Origin of the sequence: Paenibacillus sp. 79R4 (genome assembly GCF_013393165.1) — a bacterium.
In the GTDB taxonomy this organism is placed as follows: domain Bacteria; phylum Bacillota; class Bacilli; order Paenibacillales; family Paenibacillaceae; genus Fontibacillus.
Window position 1 is genome coordinate 116899 of sequence record NZ_QJOT01000001.1, and the last position, 15954, is coordinate 132852.

A 15954-nucleotide genomic window follows, 5' to 3' on the forward strand; every position below is an offset into this window, starting at 1 on the left:
TTTGAATTCGTACATCTTCAAGCGTCTGCAATTATCAATTTGGTGTCGGTCTTCCTGAATTTGGCTTGATAGCTGCGATCAACATTCACATCCGTCACGATGGTGTCAATTCGCTCCAGCGGCGCAATGGAGACCATGACATCTTTGCCGAATTTGGTACTATCGGCGGCGACGTAGACCTCGCTAGCAAGGTCAATCATCTTTTTACGGGTGATGGCCTCCTCCATGTTATAATCCGAGATTCCTCTCTCGATGGTGATCCCGCTACAGCAGATGAACGCCTTCCGGATATTCAACTCATGAAAATTGAAGATATAGTCATAAGCCACCACGGATTGCTCTTCTTTTCGAATTTTCCCTCCGATAATAATGAGATCCACATCACTATGGACAAGCTCTTGGATGACAGGGATGGAGCTCGTGATGACCGTGAGCTTCTTTTTATGCTTCATATACTTGGCAATTTGGTAGGTGGTGGACCCGCTATCAATATAGATACAGTCGCCATCCTCAATAAATTCACAGCACTTGCGAGCAATCTGTTCCTTCTCTTCCAGATGATTGATCATCCGTTCCTCCATTGAGGACTCTCCGAACCGCCCCACCAGCTTGATGCCGCCATATATTTTTTCGATTTTCCCCTGTTTGGTAAGCAGATTGATATCTCTTCTAAGGGTGTCGATCGATATATCCAGCGCTTCGGTCAGCTCATTGATTTTGAGTACCTCTCTAACGGTTAACAGATCAAGCATTTTCTTTTGCCTTTCTAGTGGCAGCATCTTCTCACCTGCTAAATACAGATTTTAGAGGCAGCTTAAAAAGTTCGGTTTGGATAAAAGAATCCAGATCGAGGTCAGTTCAGGGATGAGTGACCGCGAATTAAGGGAAGAATTCCATACCGTCCTTTTTGAGCACGCATTAGTATTAGAACAATTTCAGTGTATCGGCTACCTCTTCAAGATTCAATAGAGTTTACAAAGATCGGCATGTTCAACTGCCCAATATGGGCTAGAGTTATGCATAAGTAATGAATAATATATGCAAGATTTACTTAAATTTTACATAGTCGCTCATTCCGGATGACATACGGTTTTTATACTGGGATTGTGTTGAAGGAGGTGGGCGGCTTGCTGAAGCTGCAAAATATTAGCAAACAATTTGACGGCAAAACAGTTCTTGATGACATCAGCTTCGAGATGGGTTCAGGTGAGATTATGTCGCTCCTCGGTCCAAGCGGAAGCGGGAAGACAACCCTGCTCCATCTGATTCTTGGCCTGACGGGAGCTGATCGCGGAAGCATCATCTTCGGTGAAGAGGATCTGACCCATGTGCCCATGAAGAAGCGCGGATTCAACATCGTGTTCCAGGACTACGCCCTGTTTCCGAACTTGAGTGCGTATGACAACATCGTATACGGTCTTCGCAATAAGAAAGGGACTGCAAGTGAACAAGAGGTTCAAGAATATATCGACTTTCTGGAGTTGGCCCCGCATCTGAATAAAAGAATAGGTGAGTTGTCCGGAGGACAGAAGCAACGGGTGGCTTTGGCAAGAACGTTGGTTACAAAGCCGAAAATCCTGCTGCTCGATGAGCCGCTAAGCGCGCTGGACGGGGTCATTAAGGAATCTATCAAACAGCGAATTCAATCGATTGCCAGAGAGTTCAAGCTGACGACAATTATTGTAACGCATGATCCGGAGGAAGCCTTAACCCTGTCTGACAAAATATTGATTATCAATCAGGGCAAAATCTCGCAATTTGGATCACCGCAGCAAATTATTAATCAGCCGGAAAATGAGTTCGTGAAGCAATTCATTATTAAGCAGTTGCTAATCAAACGGCAAAACATCTATAACCTGTTCGGTGAGCTGTATGCACATGCATAAAATCAAGCCCGAGATGCGGGTGGTATTCATCCTGATTCTGCTGTTGTTCGCTGTGTTCCTGTTCTTACCGTTGATCATATTACTGATTCGTTCCTTCGAGACGGATCAAGGAATCTCTCTCGCCAATTATATCGCCGTCTGGAAAGAGCCAGATATGCTCGCGGCTGCCTGGAATAGTGTCAAAGTTTCAGCTGCGGCGGCGATCATCGCCACGGTATCAGGCTTCATTCTAGCTTATTCGATTCACTGTACTAGAATATACAGCCCGATCAAGGGGGCGCTGCGAACGGCAATTATTCTACCCATGTTATTACCGACGATCACTTATGGCTTTGCCATAATGTACTCGTTCGGCAACCAGGGCTTGCTGACCAAGCTGTTTGGCAGGAACCTGTTTGAAATTTATGGCTTTAACGGCCTGCTGACAGGCTATGTCATTTATACATTGCCCTCGGCATTCCTGCTGATCCATAACGCCTTCGGTTATATCGATAAAAAGATCATTATTGTCTCGCGGCTAATGGGTGATGGAGCGGTGAGAAGCTTCGCCAACACGATTGTGCGGCCGCTCGTTGGGGCGCTGGGCGGGGCGTTTGTCCTCTCCTTTATTCTGAGCTTCACGGATTTCGGGATCCCGGCCTCCGTAGGAGGAACCTACCCGGTCGTTGCTACCCGGCTCTATCAGGTTATGCTCGGTGCTATCCCGAACTTTAATCAGGGAGCGGTTATTGCCGTGCTGATGCTGATTCCAGCGGTGTTCGGGATCTGGCTGTTAAATTACCTGGAGCGGCTTAACTTCCATTATGACAAGATCAGCGACATCGAGCTGCCGAGACACCGCACCCGTGATATCGCGTTGGGAGTAATCTCCTGCGCGATTGTACTGGGATTGCTATCGATCTTCGCGATCATGTTCATCGCACCGTTCTTGAACAGCTTTCCCTACGACCTTCACTTCACCCTCAAGCATGTAAGGGATGTACTCACCTCCGATTTGACGGGTGTATATAAGAATTCGCTAGGGGTGGCGCTGTTAACGTCTCTGTTCGGGACAGTAATGGCCTATGGAGCCGCGCTGCTGAATGTGCGGACCAAGCTGAAGGGCAGGGAGGCAAGCGATATCGTGTCGATGATTACCAATACTGTGCCGGGCATGGTACTCGGGATCTCGTATCTGCTCTTGTTCAACGGCAGCAGCTTGAAGGGAACCTTCACGATTATCGTATTATGCAATATCGTTCACCTGTTCACGACGCCCTATCTCATGGCCAAAAATTCTTTGTCCAAGATGAATCCTTCTTGGGAGACGACAGGAGAACTGCTGGGTGACAGCTGGTTCAAAACCGTGCGCCGGGTCGTTCTGCCGAACTCGGTATCAACGGTGCTGGAGATGTTCAGTTATTACTTTGTCAATTCGATGGTGACGATCAGCGGGATTATTTTCCTCGTATCGGCGCAGACATCCGTTATGGCTAGCAAAATCAAGGAGTTGCAGCACTTTGCCAAGTTTAACGAGATTTTTGTCCTGTCGCTGCTGATCTTCCTCACCAATCTGGTCATAAAGATCCTTTGCGATTGGATGCAGAGAAGAAGGGCGGTGTCCTGATCAGCCCAAGCTGAATATGGCAAGTCATGTAGCCGCATATCATGATTAGTTGAATCATCCATATCAAAACTATGAAAAGAGAGAGGGATTATACAGTGTTCAAATCAATGAAAGGTATGTTGCTTACACTTTTGGCGATAAGTCTGGTTCTCGCAATGGCGGGCTGCGGCAGCGGCAGCAGCAAAGCGGAGGAAGCAAAGAAGGTAGTTATCTATACAAATGCTGATGAAGAGGCGGTAACCTCCATGGAGACCGCGCTAAAAAGTGCCGGCTATGACGGGAAATACGTGCTGCAAACGTTTGGGACCTCAGAGCTTGGCGGCAAGCTGATGGCTGAGGGAGACAACATAGAAGCCGATTTGATCACAATGAGCTCTTATTTTATCGAAAGCTCGCAGAGTCAGCACCTGATGTTCAAAGATCTCTCCTTTAAGACGGGTGCACTGGAGCAGTACCCGGCTTATTATACGCCAATCTTGGCAAATACCGGCTCAATCTTTATAAACACGGAAGTGTTGAAGGAGAAAGGACTGTCGTTGCCGACCTCCATCAAGGATTTGACTGCCCCTGAGTTTAAAGGGCTCGTCTCCATCCCGAACATTATGGACTCTTCTACCGCCTGGCTGCTTGTTCAAGCCATTATTGGCCAATATGGGCAAGACGAGGGCAAGACGGTATTGCATGACCTGATTACTAATGTAGGTCCGCATCTGGAGAGCTCGGGTTCCGGCCCGCTCAAGAAGGTTCAAGCGGGCGAGGTTGCTGCCGGATTTGGTCTGCGCCACCAGGCGGTTAAAGCGAAGGCGGCAGGTGCGCCGATCGATTATGTGGACCCGATTGAGGGGAATTTCTCTCTGACAGAATCCCTCGCTGTAGTGGATAAGAAGAATGCTACGACAGAGTTGGCTATGAAAATGGCGGAAGTCATTATTAAGGACGCACGTAAGGACCTGATCGCCAACTATCCGGTAGCTCTGTACGACGGCGAGAGCGTAGACGATGTGAACAAACCGGCTCAATCGTTGAAGTTTGAGCAATCGCTGACGGTGGAGCTGCTTAAAGAACATCAGGAATTTTTCAAGAGCGCTCAACAATAATTCATAGATTAGAAAGCGACAGATCGATTGATGACCCAATTTAGGCGTTAAATCCATCTAACAAGGGAGTAAGGCAAAATGAATGCATACAAGCTATTGACCCCAGGACCGCTCACCACGACTAGCACCGTTAAGAAAGAGATGCTTCTGGACCGCTGTACATGGGATGAGGATTATAAATCAATTACGCAGAAGATCAGGTCTCAGCTTTTGACGATTGCCGGAGCTGATTCGACAGAGTACACAGCTGTGCTGATGCAAGGCAGCGGCACCTTCGCGGTGGAGTCGGTTATGACCTCGGCGGTGTCCAGGACAGATAAGCTGCTGATCATCACTAATGGAGCTTATGGTGAACGGATCGTGCAAATGGCGGAGTATCTCGACCTGAATTATTCCGAGCACCGGGTCAGTTATGACAAGCAGCCCAAGGAAGCGGCGCTTCGGGCGCTGCTGGAGGAAGATGCAGCGATTACCCACATCGCTATGGTCCACTGTGAGACGACAACAGGTATTTTAAATCCGCTTGAGATGGTAGCTGGGTTGTCCCGGGAATATGGCAAAACCTTGATCATCGATGCCATGAGCAGCTTTGGCGGGATTGAGATCGATGTGGCCGGACTGGGAATCGACTATTTGATCAGTAGTGCAAATAAATGTATCCAGGGTGTGCCTGGCTTCGGCTTTGTCATTGCCAAGCTCGAGCGGCTGAAAGCCTGCCAAGGGGTAGCGCACAGCTTGTCACTCGATCTGTACGATCAGTGGAAGGGAATGGACAAGGACGGCAAATGGCGCTTCACATCACCCACGCATGTCGTAGCTGCTTTTGCCAAAGCCATTGACGAGCTTATTGAGGAGGGCGGGGTATCCGCACGGAATGCACGCTACAGCGAGAACAATCGCATCCTGCGAAGCAAACTTGCTGAAATAGGTATTGAAGCTTATATTTCAGAGGATAAGCAGTCGCCGATAATTACAACATTCCTATTCCCGAATGCAAGCTTCGATTTCACTGAGTTCTACAAATATGTGAAGGGGCGGGGATATGTGATTTATCCGGGCAAGCTGACGGATGCGGATACGTTCCGGATCGGCAATATCGGGGAGATTTACCTGCAAGACATCGAACAATTATGCAGCATTATTAGCGATTACATGGGAGGAACTGAACAATGAATCAAATCGAGGGCGTTATTTTGGATTGGGCGGGGACTGCGGTAGATTTCGGATGCTTTGCTCCGGTGAATGTATTTGTTGATATTTTTAAGCAGGCTGGCATTGAGGTGACGATGGAGGAAGCCAGGGCCCCGATGGGGATGCTGAAGATCGATCATATTCGCGCCATGCTGTCCATGCCGAGAGTAGCGGCGTTATGGGAAGAGAAGTACGGTAGAGCTTCTAACGAGGAAGATGTAAATCGCTTGTATGGCGAATTTGAGCCCGCGCTTATGGCCTCCTTGTCTGAATATACAGAGCCGATACCAGGCGTGATCCATACCGTTGAGGCGCTGCGCTCGCAAGGTTTGAAGATCGGATCTTCGACAGGCTATACCAATTCCATGATGGAGGTTGTCATCTCTGGCGCCAAGGCTAAAGGCTACAGCCCGGATCATGTTGTTACACCGGATGACACGGATTCCTATGGAAGACCTTATCCTTATATGATCTATCGCAATATGGAAGCTTTAAAGTTATCCGCGGCATGGAAGGTCGTGAAGGTAGGGGATACCCCCTCCGATATTAAGGAAGGCGTGCAGGCTGGCGTATGGTCAGTTGGCGTTGCGGTTGGAAGTTCGGAGATGGGGCTTAGCGAGCAGGAGTACCAGGCCTTGTCCGATGCGGATAAAGAGGCAGTTATTGCCAGGACGAAACAAGGCTTCATGCAGCAGGGAGCCGATTTCACAATCCATACAATGTCGGAGCTTCCGCCGTTGATTGAGCGGATCAACGGATGGCTGGCGGAAGGCAAAAGACCTGGTAGTGTCAAGGAGTAAGATACAGTCAGACCGGGGCATGAAAATTGATAAATTCAGGTAGTTTGTCCCCTTTGAAGCACCTTCAAGGAATGACGCCTATCGCAAGAGAGGCGGAGCCCTGGGGGTGTTTTATATTATTTCGGGAGGACAGGTTCCCGATAAATAGGCACCCGCATAGGATGACTATAAAAAGTTATAGGCTATGAGAGGAGAATGAATGTTGCACGACAAACCGTGGGACCCGCAGCAGTGGGGTAATCCTGGACAATACGGCTGGAATGGTTACGATTGGAGTCATGGCGGCAATTCATACTGTAGCTCGAGCAGTACGAGTGAGCATAGCTGGAGCCCATTCTACAGAGCTAATACAGTTGAGGATTACGGACCAAGGCCGTTCGTCATCAATATTGAAGAAGCCACAGAACGGAATAAAAATTACCGTACTGCTATATGGACAGGGGATCATCTGCAAGTTACCTTGATGAGTATCCAGGTTGGCGAGGACATCGGTCTGGAGGTTCATCCTAATGTCGATCAATTTCTGCGGATTGAAGAAGGGGAAGGACTTGTCCAGATGGGGGACAAGAAAGACCATTTGAATTTTCAGGAGAAGGTTCATGAAGACGACGCTATTATCGTTCCAGCCGGAACCTGGCATAATGTGACCAATACAGGCAGGAAGCCGCTTAAGCTCTACACCATCTATGCTCCGCCTAACCATCCGCATGGAACTGTCCAAGCGACCAAGGCCATTGCTATGGCTGAGGAAGGGGCAGAGAAGTAATTTACATCAATAATAGAACAGCCAGTTGCCGATGAATGCGGCGACTGGCTGATGAAATGTATGGGTTACTATTTAGCTGCTTTGAATTGACTGCGCATTTGATCGAACAATTCTTGAGACTCGGCATTCTCGGATGCAGCATAACCAAAAGCTACTTTATTATCGATAATCAGCACAATCATTTCCTGATGGTTTGCGGCCTGAATGAGTACTACGGCCCCTTTCCCGTCTTCGTCATCATAGGGTACTGATTCGGCTACCTTTGGATCCTTCAGCTTCTTGTCCTCCGAAGCTTCAGACGCGGCCCCTAAGCGGAATAGGGCCTGAATTTCAGGATGCACACTCTCTTCAACGAACTTCTCCCTGTCTTCCTTTGTTCCATTGTAGAAATCGGTGACATAGGACAATGCCAGCTTCTCATCCGAGGATAGCTTCTTCGAGTCGGCAGCATTATTGCTGGAGCATCCAGATAATATAATCACAGCGGCAAATAAAATGGACAGAAATTTTGCAAAGTTTTTCATGGTTTCCTCCTAGTATATATATGTACATTTGCTAGTCTATCAGATTAAGGGGAAATGCCCTATACAAGATGATACATAAAAGGTAAATAAATAGTTACTTTCCTGAAATATCCTGTACCCAGCGCATACTTCATTGACAAGGGTTAGATGGCTAGAGATAATAATTGAGAATGATTATCAACTGGGAGACAGAGGGGGCGCTGAGGTGATAAAGAGTACAAGTCCACAGAGTCCACAGGGAGCGATATTTGGGATGCCCGTTCGGCTGCTGGCCTTAGAGGACCTGGAGCCGTCTACTTTGGAATCAGAAGGAGCGGACAGCCTTCGGAAGCTGTTAGCGGTATGGAAAGGCAAGCTGGGGATCCCGCGGCCTGACGCTGAAGCGGGTGGGCTGCTGTGGTTGTGCGAAGGTGATTTGTTGATTCTTTCTCCAGGAGACCGCATCCAGGTCGAGGTGGACCCGGAGGAGTCCGTAGAGGGATGTCTACTGGAGTTCCTTATTACCGGAGCTGCTGATTCCCCCATGCTGGGCTTAAATCCTCTGCTGCTTCGCCAGGCAGACAAAATAACAGAAACAGCCCAACGGATAACTCAGCATTGGAGGCTCGGGTCGAGACAGCCGTGGGAGCTGCAATGGCTGTTCGTGGATCTGATGCAGCAGGTCGAGGAAGCCTCCAGGATGGGGCAGGAGCGATCCGGCTCCTGGCTGGAGGAGAGCTTGAATTATATTCACGCACAGTATCATAACGAATTAAGCCGGGAGAGGCTGGCGGAGCGGGCCGGGGTAAGCCCGGAGCATTATTCCCGCTGCTTTCGTGTTCATACAGGGCATACGCTGACCGAATATTTAACCTTGCTTCGCGTGCGCAAGGCGCAGGAAATTCTGCTGTCCGGCCGCCCCGTTACATTGGATCAAGTGGCTAGGGAGGTTGGTTACCGCGAGGGGATGTATTTAAGCAGAAGATTCAAGCAAACGACAGGCGTTGCCCCGACGCTCTACCGGAAGGTATCCGTCCGCCCGGCAGCGCTTAACGTGAATCATAGCGCTTCGTTATGGGCACTTGGCATCCATCCGGAGTGGGGCGTATTCTCCGACTGGCTGACACAAGCTCATGGAGCGCAAGCAAGATACAGTCCCGATGTTTTGCTGATCGGTGACTGCAGCCGACAATTCTGCAGTGGGCGGCCGGATGTATTCATCAGCTATGAACTGGAGCGCCCGGCTACAAGTTTACTTGAGCTTGCGCCAATTATACAGCTGCCGCATAAGCGGCTCGATTGGCAGGGCCAGTTCAGACGCATCGCTGATCTCGTCGGCCGCAGCCGTCAAGCGGAAGAGCTCCTTGAGCAGATCGGCGAGAGAGCCGACAGGCTGCGGGGGGGGCTGCTTCAGTGTTATGGAACAGGCCGCAGCGTTATTGTCTGGGAGATCGGCAATAACGGAACGGCCTATGCTATTGGAGCGAGTAACGGACGGGGAGCGCAGCTGCTGTATGGCGAGCTGGGCTTTCAGATGCCGGACTCGCTGCTCGAGCGGGGATTGCTGGAACGAGGATACGTCCAGACCGGAATAAGCGAGATGCCTGAGTTTGAGGCGGATTTGATCTTCTTGACCGGGATGCCTCGCTCCAGAGAGGTGGCTTTAAGGCTGGGGACAATGCTGCAATCCAGGAAATGGTGCAGCTTGAAGGCGGCAAGCTCCGGGAATGTCTATATGCTGGACAATCCCGAACTATTTTTCGGCTACGATCCCTTGTCGAGCCACGAACAGCTCGCAGTGCTTGAACGAGTGCTGCTGCATAGATGACAACAACAGCATGATCATAATAATCTATGGCCGAATATCACGGACAGTCATGGTCAAGCGTCAGGACCCTGTGTATTCTGTAATTGAGAATGAATATCAATGAAACAGGGGGCTTCAAGCATGAAATCATGGCATAAACTACTGGCGGCAGGCTGTCTGGCCTTACCGCTGTTGCTGTCTGCTTGTGGAAGCGCGGACGAAGCTAGCGGAAATAAGACGGAGAACAGCGCTTCTTCCGAATCCGATCCTAACCGGTCAACCTCCTCCCAGTCGGAGGTAAAGAGTGTTCAGACTGTGAACGGAGAGATCGAAATTCCTGCTCACCCCTTGCGGATTGTAGCTGAGGAATACTTGGGCAGCTTGATTCCGCTTGAGGTTATTCCGGTAGGGGCACCCGGATTGACGCTTAACAACGTCTACTTCAAGGAAGCCTTGAAGGGAGTGGCCGATACCGGCGACTATGGGAAAATGAATCTGGAGAGAATTCTGGATCTGAATCCCGACTTGATTCTGTCCGCCAATAACGACAACTATGCGCAGCTTAGCAAGATTGCGCCTACAGTCGTTGTACCTTGGGGGAATTTGAAGAACGCTCACGAGGAGTTAACTTATTTCGGAGAGCTGCTGGACAAGCGAGAGAAAGCAGCGGCCTGGCTGCAAAGCTATGATGAGCGGATTGCTGCGGCGCGGGCGCGTGTTGAGCAGGCGATCCCTGCGGAAGCCAGCTTCTCGATCCTGGAGGTCACGGACAAGTCGATCTTCGTGTATGGGGACAACTTCGGCCGCGGCGGTCAGCCAGTATATCAGGCTCTGGGGCGCAAGGCTCCGGAAAAAGTAGCGGCGGAGATTATGGAGAAGCAGTGGGCAGAGATCAGTGCGGAGAAGCTGCCGGATTATGCCGGCGACTATCTGGTGATCACCTCGAACAATCTTACATTGGAGGATTTGCGTCAGGACCCGATGTGGGGCACACTGCCTGCGATCAAGAACGGCCAGGTCTATGTCTGGAAGGAGGAGCGCTCCTGGTACTATGATCCGGTAGCTGTACTGTCCCAGACAGAGGAGCTGGCCGCTTGGCTGGCGCCTGCAGTATAAAGTTAAATAAAGACCTCCTGTCCGCCAAAGGCGGATAGGAGGTCTTTATCTTCTCTAAGCTGGAGATTACAGGCTCCAGACATTGTATAAGATAACTGCCGCTTCAGCCCGCGTAACCGGGTCCTGAGGAGCGACCTTATTATCTTTACCGCTTACAATTCTGTTCCCGAGCAGCTTAGTGGCGCTGTCTAAGGCGTAGCCCGACAGGCTTGCTGCATCCGAATAGGCATCAAGCCCGTCGCTGTCCTCCAGCTGTATGCCGGCTGCAGCGAGCGCACGCGTCGTCATGACCATCATATCCTGCCGGGAGACTGTGCTGCTGGGTTTGAATGTGTTGTCCTGATAGCCGATGGCAATGCCGAGTTCCTTGGCGATGGCCAGTTCCTTACTATAATAAGCACCAGCAGGAGTGTCGTTAAAGCTCGCTTCATTGCTGCCATTTCCTTGCAGTTCAAGGGTTCTCACCAGAAGTACAATAAGATCGGCCCTTCTGATTGGAGATTCCGGGGAGAAGCTATTCTCATTCATCCCCTTGATAATTTCGCGGGCTGCCAACGTCTCAATCGCTTGTTTACCCGAAGCAACGCCAGTCAGATCCTCGAAGGTCCTGGATGCGTAGGCTATAGCATACGTGCTGAAATGAGTTGTACGGAATACAACCGCTTCACTTGCCGCATTATATCGTCCATTTGGAATAGGCGTGGCCTTGCCTTTGCTGTCGATATGCCAGATGACGAGATTGTTCAGATGGCTTAGTTCATCTGCTAATGGTGTATAAGGGATGGATACTGTGATAGGTGCCGCAGGGTTATTCCAGGCGATTACCCGATCTCCGACTGATATACTCAGATCGATCATCGGACGATCGCCAACCCGCTCGCGGACAGAGCCCGATAGACCGTCTGCGGAGACTTTGGCGATACGGAACGTTACTTGCTCTTCATCCATGGTTATATTAGATAGCATTTGGCCTGGAATTCGAACGGAGCCATGCTCTGTTTGCAACAGCAGGTCCAGGTTGACTTGGCCCGTCAAATATTGAGACGGCAATTGCACCTCGTAAGATTCTGCATTCGTCTGCTTCGGCACGTCGATGACGATTTGCTTCTTGCCGTTAGCTTCGGTTGTTGCCTGCTCAAGGGCCTTGCTCAGCGTCTCCTTGGAGATCGCAGCTTTGGCTACCCCGTTTTCGTTCTTTACAGGCGGCGTGATCGTTATTACACCGTCTTTATTCCCTACGGCAGGCGCCGACGGAACAAAACTGCTGCTGCCAGGGCTACTGCTGCTATTATTGCTGCTGCCGTAATCGCTGCCATTGCTCCCGCCGCCATTGGAGCCCCCGGGCTTGCCGGCGAGCGTAAGGACACCAAAGACGGAGGTGTCTTGGAAGCCGTTGCCTGTTGTGTCATTCCAAGCTGCGACGCTCTGGCGGGCGCCGTCCTTAGCATCGTTGATCTGCGCATCGAAGCCTACTTTTGTATGATTAGCCGGAGTGATCGTCTTGAACGGGATCTTCATCTCAACCGTATAATTGGAGCCGGATACCTTGGTCGCCGATTCGAACCCTTCGGCCATGCCTTCAGGCTTGAAAGAAGTCTCGTTGTCGAAGTTCACTCGATATTGCCCGTCGTCATCCTGATAGAAAGTAGTCTTTCTGTTATTCTCGTCAAGGAAGACTTCAACCGAATCCTGCTCCCATTCATTAGCACTTGATTTGTCTAGCTGTGAGTCGCTTACCTGTATCAATACATACAGGTTCTCATCGTCCCATAGTGCTTTAGCTACTCCGGTAGCTCCCTGCCAGGCTGATTGGTACCGGTTGATCGGCATCTCTGGGGCCTCGCTCCAGGCTGCATCTACGGTTCCATCAATAGTTGGTGTAGCATAATTCGCTGTCGAATGATTGGCATCAGTCTCATCAGGCCGATGCTCTTCGATAAATCGATCCGGATCAATGACGGCATAATAAGCTGGTTTGGCTTGCAGATTTTTATCAAACAGCAGTGGATTCGTTGAGGATCTCCAGCTCGTGCCATCATCCAATCCCCAGAAAGTAACGCGCTTGATATGATCGGAATGCTCTTTATATATATTGAATATCTGGGCATACAGATATCCTTGAGCATTCGCAAGATTGGCAGGAAGCTGATAGTCGCTTCCGGCCTGAATGTCCAGCTCGGTGATGCTGACCTCGACACCAAGCGAGATGAATTTCTCCAGCGACAGCTCCACATTTACCGGATTGGTATTTATTGAATAGTGGGCCTGCATGCCAACGCCATCGATGAGCAGCTGGCCTGGATGAGCGGTGGCGTAATTGTCGTTGATCTCTTTGACCATTTGGTAGATGGCTTCCGCTTTATTCGGGTTATCATCGTTGTAGTCGTTATAATACAGCTTAATATCCCAGCCCTTCTCATTCAGTACCTCTCTGGCGGCGAGGAAGGCTTGCTCAATATAGTCGGGGCCGATGGCTTGATACCAAGGAGATTTGCGCAGTGCTCCCTGCCAGTCGGAAGGGTTATTCGGATTATCGTTCATCGCTTCGTTAACGACATCCCAGGAAATCACTTTGTCGCCGAAATGCTCCATCACTGTCTTAATATGAGTCTGCATGTTCTCAAGAGCTTCGTCCCGACTCAGAGGTGCGCTGTTTCCTTCCGAATTTACAGTTGTATTCATCCAAGTCGGCGATTGCTGGTGCCATACCAGGACATGACCGTGCATTTGTATGCCTGCATCCAGCACTTGATTTACCATGTCGTCTGCGGCGTCAAAAGTAAATTGGCCTTTCTCACGCTGCAGCGCATCCGGCTTCATCGCATTGCCTGCGGTAGCAACATTATAATGCATGCTCAGCAGGTCCATACGCATACCGCCCAAATCCTCTGCTGAAATAGCATTACCGATCAGGAAGTCATGGTTGTATACCTCCTTGATCGGGGTTAGATCCCGCTGGATATCGATCGGACCTGCGGTCTTCACGAAGCTGATATCGTCAATATAGAAAGAGGCCGTCGCATTATTTGAGCTTTCAACGTAGATTGTCAGATATTCGCCACCGACGCTGTTATAACGGTAGCTGCCTTCGAATTGCACCCAGCCGTCATTGGTGCTGATAGTCTTAGGGGAGAGGGCAACATAATTCGCGCTGCCTCCATCGCCAATCTGCGTGGACAATTGAAGTTGTGAGCTTGCCGGACTGATCAGCTTGACCCATGCTGACACCTTATATTCACTACCCTTGTCGACATATTGCTCGACACGCAGTGACGGGCCGTGCCAAGTCTCGGTTCTGTCTTCGACTTTCAAAGCGTAAGAGCCGCCTTCGGTATGGTTAGCTTCATTTGTAATGGTCAATGTTTCCTTGCCTGACCTGCCTCCAAAACCGCCCATCTCCAAATCTTCAAAGGTAATCGTAGTAAATGCCTTTGCTGGCGGTCTAGGTTGTTCCGGTTGAGTACTGCCGGAATCCTCAGTGATCAGGATATCTCCAATGTAGAAGGGGACGGTGGCACCGGGGTCGTTGGATTGGACCCGAAGAGCCCGATCTTTGGAGGTATCAACGGTAAACGTTTTGGATAGGGTTAAGGCCTTGCCTGCTTCAAACTTCGCGCCGTCCAGCCATGCATAACTATCTACCGTTTGTAAGTATGCTTGAGCATCACCCGGTACATTAACATTAGCATCAACATAAACAGCTACGGTCACCGTATATTCCTTACCATCTTTCAGCCCGATATCCGCAAATTTGAAATCAGCGGCATCATAGTTTGCAGCTCGGTTGCCTACATATAAAGCCCCGCCGTCTTCATTTCCTTCAAAAACCTTCCCTGTGACATGTTCCAGTGTGGCGCTACCCGATTGTGTTGCAGCACCTTTACCGTTAGCAAAGTCCTCATGATATACCACTACCGGTTCCGAAGCGCTTCCAGTATCAGCCTTGGCTCCTAAAGCTATCCAGCCCGAAGGGATGAACAGGATTGCCGCGAGCAGAATCGCGATGGATCGTTTGATCATCTTTCTCATGCGTTCTTTGCACCCTCCCTTATAAATATTATGGTTAAGCGCTTTCATATATGGTCGAACTGGTCCTCCTTTCAGAATCAAATCATATTATTTATCCCCTCATGCATCTAGTTCGGAATTAAAGAAGGTTCCGATATTATTACATATCATTGTAAAAAAAGTAGATTTTCTTGTGGCCTCGCGCCAATTTGCGAGAATAGCTACATCTATTTTCCAAAAAAAGAGTTATTCTATTAAATATAGAGACCATGTTTGCAAGAGCAGTGGTACGAGCTATCCTTGCTGACAAGTGGAGACGTAGAACGAACTTGTATTGGAGGGAGTCTATGCGCTGAGAACGGGACTGGCAGTGGTTATATTATAGGTAGGAAATTTATGATCATCCGGAAGAATGGGAACGGAATTCCTGTGAATACTAAGAATATGAAGACTTGGTGAACTGGTTTGACATTGAGAATGATTAATATATAATAATTATTATAAATAAGAAATTAGTATAGCTCACCTGGGAAATGTGCATGCACTGCTCAAATGTCTCTATGCTAATTCTTCAATAAAACAATATACCTGGGAGGTACGAATAATCATGTCATTGATTGGAAAAGAAGTACTACCATTTAAAGCTAATGCTTATCACAACGGGGATTTCATCGAAGTCTCTGAAGAGAATTTCAAAGGAAAATGGAGTGTAGTTTGCTTCTACCCTGCAGACTTCACATTCGTGTGCCCTACTGAGCTTGAAGACTTGCAAGATCAATATGCAACTTTGAAAGAGCTTGGCGTTGAAGTATACTCCGTATCTACGGATTCCCATTTCGTACACAAAGCTTGGCACGATAGCTCCGAAGCGATCGGCAAAGTTACTTACATTATGATTGGCGACCCTTCACATACCATTTCCCGCAACTTTGATGTCTTGATCGAAGAAGAAGGCGTGGCAGACCGCGGTACCTTCATTATCGACCCAGACGGAGTGATCCAAGCGGTTGAAATTACTGCCGGCGGCATCGGACGTGACGCAAGCATTCTGATCGACAAGATCAAGGCTGCTCAATATGTTCGCAACCATCCGGGTGAAGTTTGCCCTGCTAAGTGGAAGGAAGGCGGAGAAACCTTGAAGCCTAGCCTTGACCTTGTAGGCAAGATTTAAGGA

12 protein-coding genes are annotated in these 15954 nt (G+C 49.4%); 9 read left to right on the forward strand and 3 right to left on the reverse strand.

Features of this window, described 5'->3' with window-relative positions:
• Nucleotides 1–17: 17 nt before the first annotated feature.
• Nucleotides 18–779 (reverse strand): DeoR/GlpR family DNA-binding transcription regulator, encoded by a 762-nt coding sequence (locus tag DMN77_RS00545; protein WP_068779247.1) that lies wholly within the window; start codon nucleotides 777–779, stop codon nucleotides 18–20.
• Between the two features lie 348 nt (nucleotides 780–1127).
• Between DMN77_RS00545 and DMN77_RS00550 the strand changes: the two genes are divergently transcribed.
• The 6 genes from DMN77_RS00550 (at nucleotide 1128) to DMN77_RS00575 (ending at nucleotide 7346) form a co-directional block, all read left to right on the forward strand.
• Entirely contained in the window at nucleotides 1128–1886 is a 759-nt protein-coding gene (locus tag DMN77_RS00550) for an ABC transporter ATP-binding protein (protein WP_068779248.1), read from the forward strand.
• A complete protein-coding gene (locus DMN77_RS00555; protein ID WP_179013049.1) occupies nucleotides 1879–3492 on the forward strand; it encodes an ABC transporter permease subunit in 1614 nt (537 codons plus the stop codon). The genes DMN77_RS00550 and DMN77_RS00555 overlap by 8 nt, the downstream gene beginning before the upstream one ends.
• Nucleotides 3493–3587: 95 nt before the next feature.
• Nucleotides 3588–4589, forward strand: coding sequence for an extracellular solute-binding protein (locus tag DMN77_RS00560; RefSeq protein WP_372775124.1), 1002 nt, complete (start codon nucleotides 3588–3590; stop codon nucleotides 4587–4589).
• Nucleotides 4590–4667: 78 nt separating this feature from the next.
• A complete protein-coding gene (phnW, locus tag DMN77_RS00565; RefSeq protein ID WP_068779251.1) occupies nucleotides 4668–5762 on the forward strand; it encodes a 2-aminoethylphosphonate--pyruvate transaminase in 1095 nt (364 codons plus the stop codon).
• Complete coding sequence (gene phnX, locus DMN77_RS00570; protein ID WP_179013050.1) at nucleotides 5759–6580, forward strand: phosphonoacetaldehyde hydrolase; 822 nt, start codon at nucleotides 5759–5761, stop codon at nucleotides 6578–6580. Before phnW ends, phnX begins: the two co-directional genes overlap by 4 nt.
• Nucleotides 6581–6782: 202 nt before the next feature.
• Nucleotides 6783–7346 carry a cupin domain-containing protein gene (locus tag DMN77_RS00575; RefSeq protein WP_372775198.1) on the forward strand — a complete coding sequence of 188 codons (564 nt, stop codon included), beginning with the start codon at nucleotides 6783–6785 and terminating at the stop codon, nucleotides 7344–7346.
• Between the two features lie 68 nt (nucleotides 7347–7414).
• Here the strand turns inward: DMN77_RS00575 and DMN77_RS00580 are convergent, their stop codons facing one another.
• Nucleotides 7415–7870 carry a hypothetical protein gene (locus tag DMN77_RS00580; RefSeq protein WP_068779254.1) on the reverse strand — a complete coding sequence of 152 codons (456 nt, stop codon included), beginning with the start codon at nucleotides 7868–7870 and terminating at the stop codon, nucleotides 7415–7417.
• A 205-nt stretch (nucleotides 7871–8075) separates the two neighbouring features.
• Here DMN77_RS00580 and DMN77_RS00585 point away from each other — a divergent pair, with 205 nt between their 5' ends.
• Both DMN77_RS00585 and DMN77_RS00590 read left to right on the forward strand, forming a co-directional pair.
• Nucleotides 8076–9677: a helix-turn-helix domain-containing protein gene (locus DMN77_RS00585; RefSeq protein ID WP_179013052.1), complete on the forward strand. Its 1602-nt coding sequence runs from the start codon at nucleotides 8076–8078 to the stop codon at nucleotides 9675–9677.
• 120 nt (nucleotides 9678–9797) lie between these two features.
• On the forward strand, nucleotides 9798–10772 hold the full coding sequence (locus tag DMN77_RS00590) for an ABC transporter substrate-binding protein (protein ID WP_179013053.1): 975 nt from the start codon (nucleotides 9798–9800) through the stop codon (nucleotides 10770–10772).
• A gap of 66 nt (nucleotides 10773–10838) precedes the next feature.
• On the opposite strand, the gene DMN77_RS00595 is transcribed toward DMN77_RS00590, so the two are convergent.
• Nucleotides 10839–14801 (reverse strand): endo-1,4-beta-xylanase, encoded by a 3963-nt coding sequence (locus DMN77_RS00595; protein ID WP_179013055.1) that lies wholly within the window; start codon nucleotides 14799–14801, stop codon nucleotides 10839–10841.
• A gap of 586 nt (nucleotides 14802–15387) precedes the next feature.
• Between DMN77_RS00595 and ahpC the strand changes: the two genes are divergently transcribed.
• Nucleotides 15388–15951, forward strand: a complete 564-nt coding sequence (ahpC, locus tag DMN77_RS00600) for an alkyl hydroperoxide reductase subunit C (RefSeq protein ID WP_068779257.1) — start codon at nucleotides 15388–15390, stop codon at nucleotides 15949–15951.
• Nucleotides 15952–15954: the final 3 nt, after the last annotated feature.

Coding starts and splice junctions, on each gene's coding strand:
- DMN77_RS00545 (WP_068779247.1), bottom strand. CDS start 779: ATGCTGCCACTAGAAAGGCAAAAGAAAATGCTTGATCTGTTAACCGTT.
- ahpC (WP_068779257.1), top strand. CDS start 15,388: ATGTCATTGATTGGAAAAGAAGTACTACCATTTAAAGCTAATGCTTAT.
- DMN77_RS00580 (WP_068779254.1), bottom strand. CDS start 7,870: ATGAAAAACTTTGCAAAATTTCTGTCCATTTTATTTGCCGCTGTGATT.
- DMN77_RS00590 (WP_179013053.1), top strand. CDS start 9,798: ATGAAATCATGGCATAAACTACTGGCGGCAGGCTGTCTGGCCTTACCG.
- DMN77_RS00595 (WP_179013055.1), bottom strand. CDS start 14,801: ATGAGAAAGATGATCAAACGATCCATCGCGATTCTGCTCGCGGCAATC.
- phnW (WP_068779251.1), top strand. CDS start 4,668: ATGAATGCATACAAGCTATTGACCCCAGGACCGCTCACCACGACTAGC.
- DMN77_RS00555 (WP_179013049.1), top strand. CDS start 1,879: ATGCATAAAATCAAGCCCGAGATGCGGGTGGTATTCATCCTGATTCTG.
- phnX (WP_179013050.1), top strand. CDS start 5,759: ATGAATCAAATCGAGGGCGTTATTTTGGATTGGGCGGGGACTGCGGTA.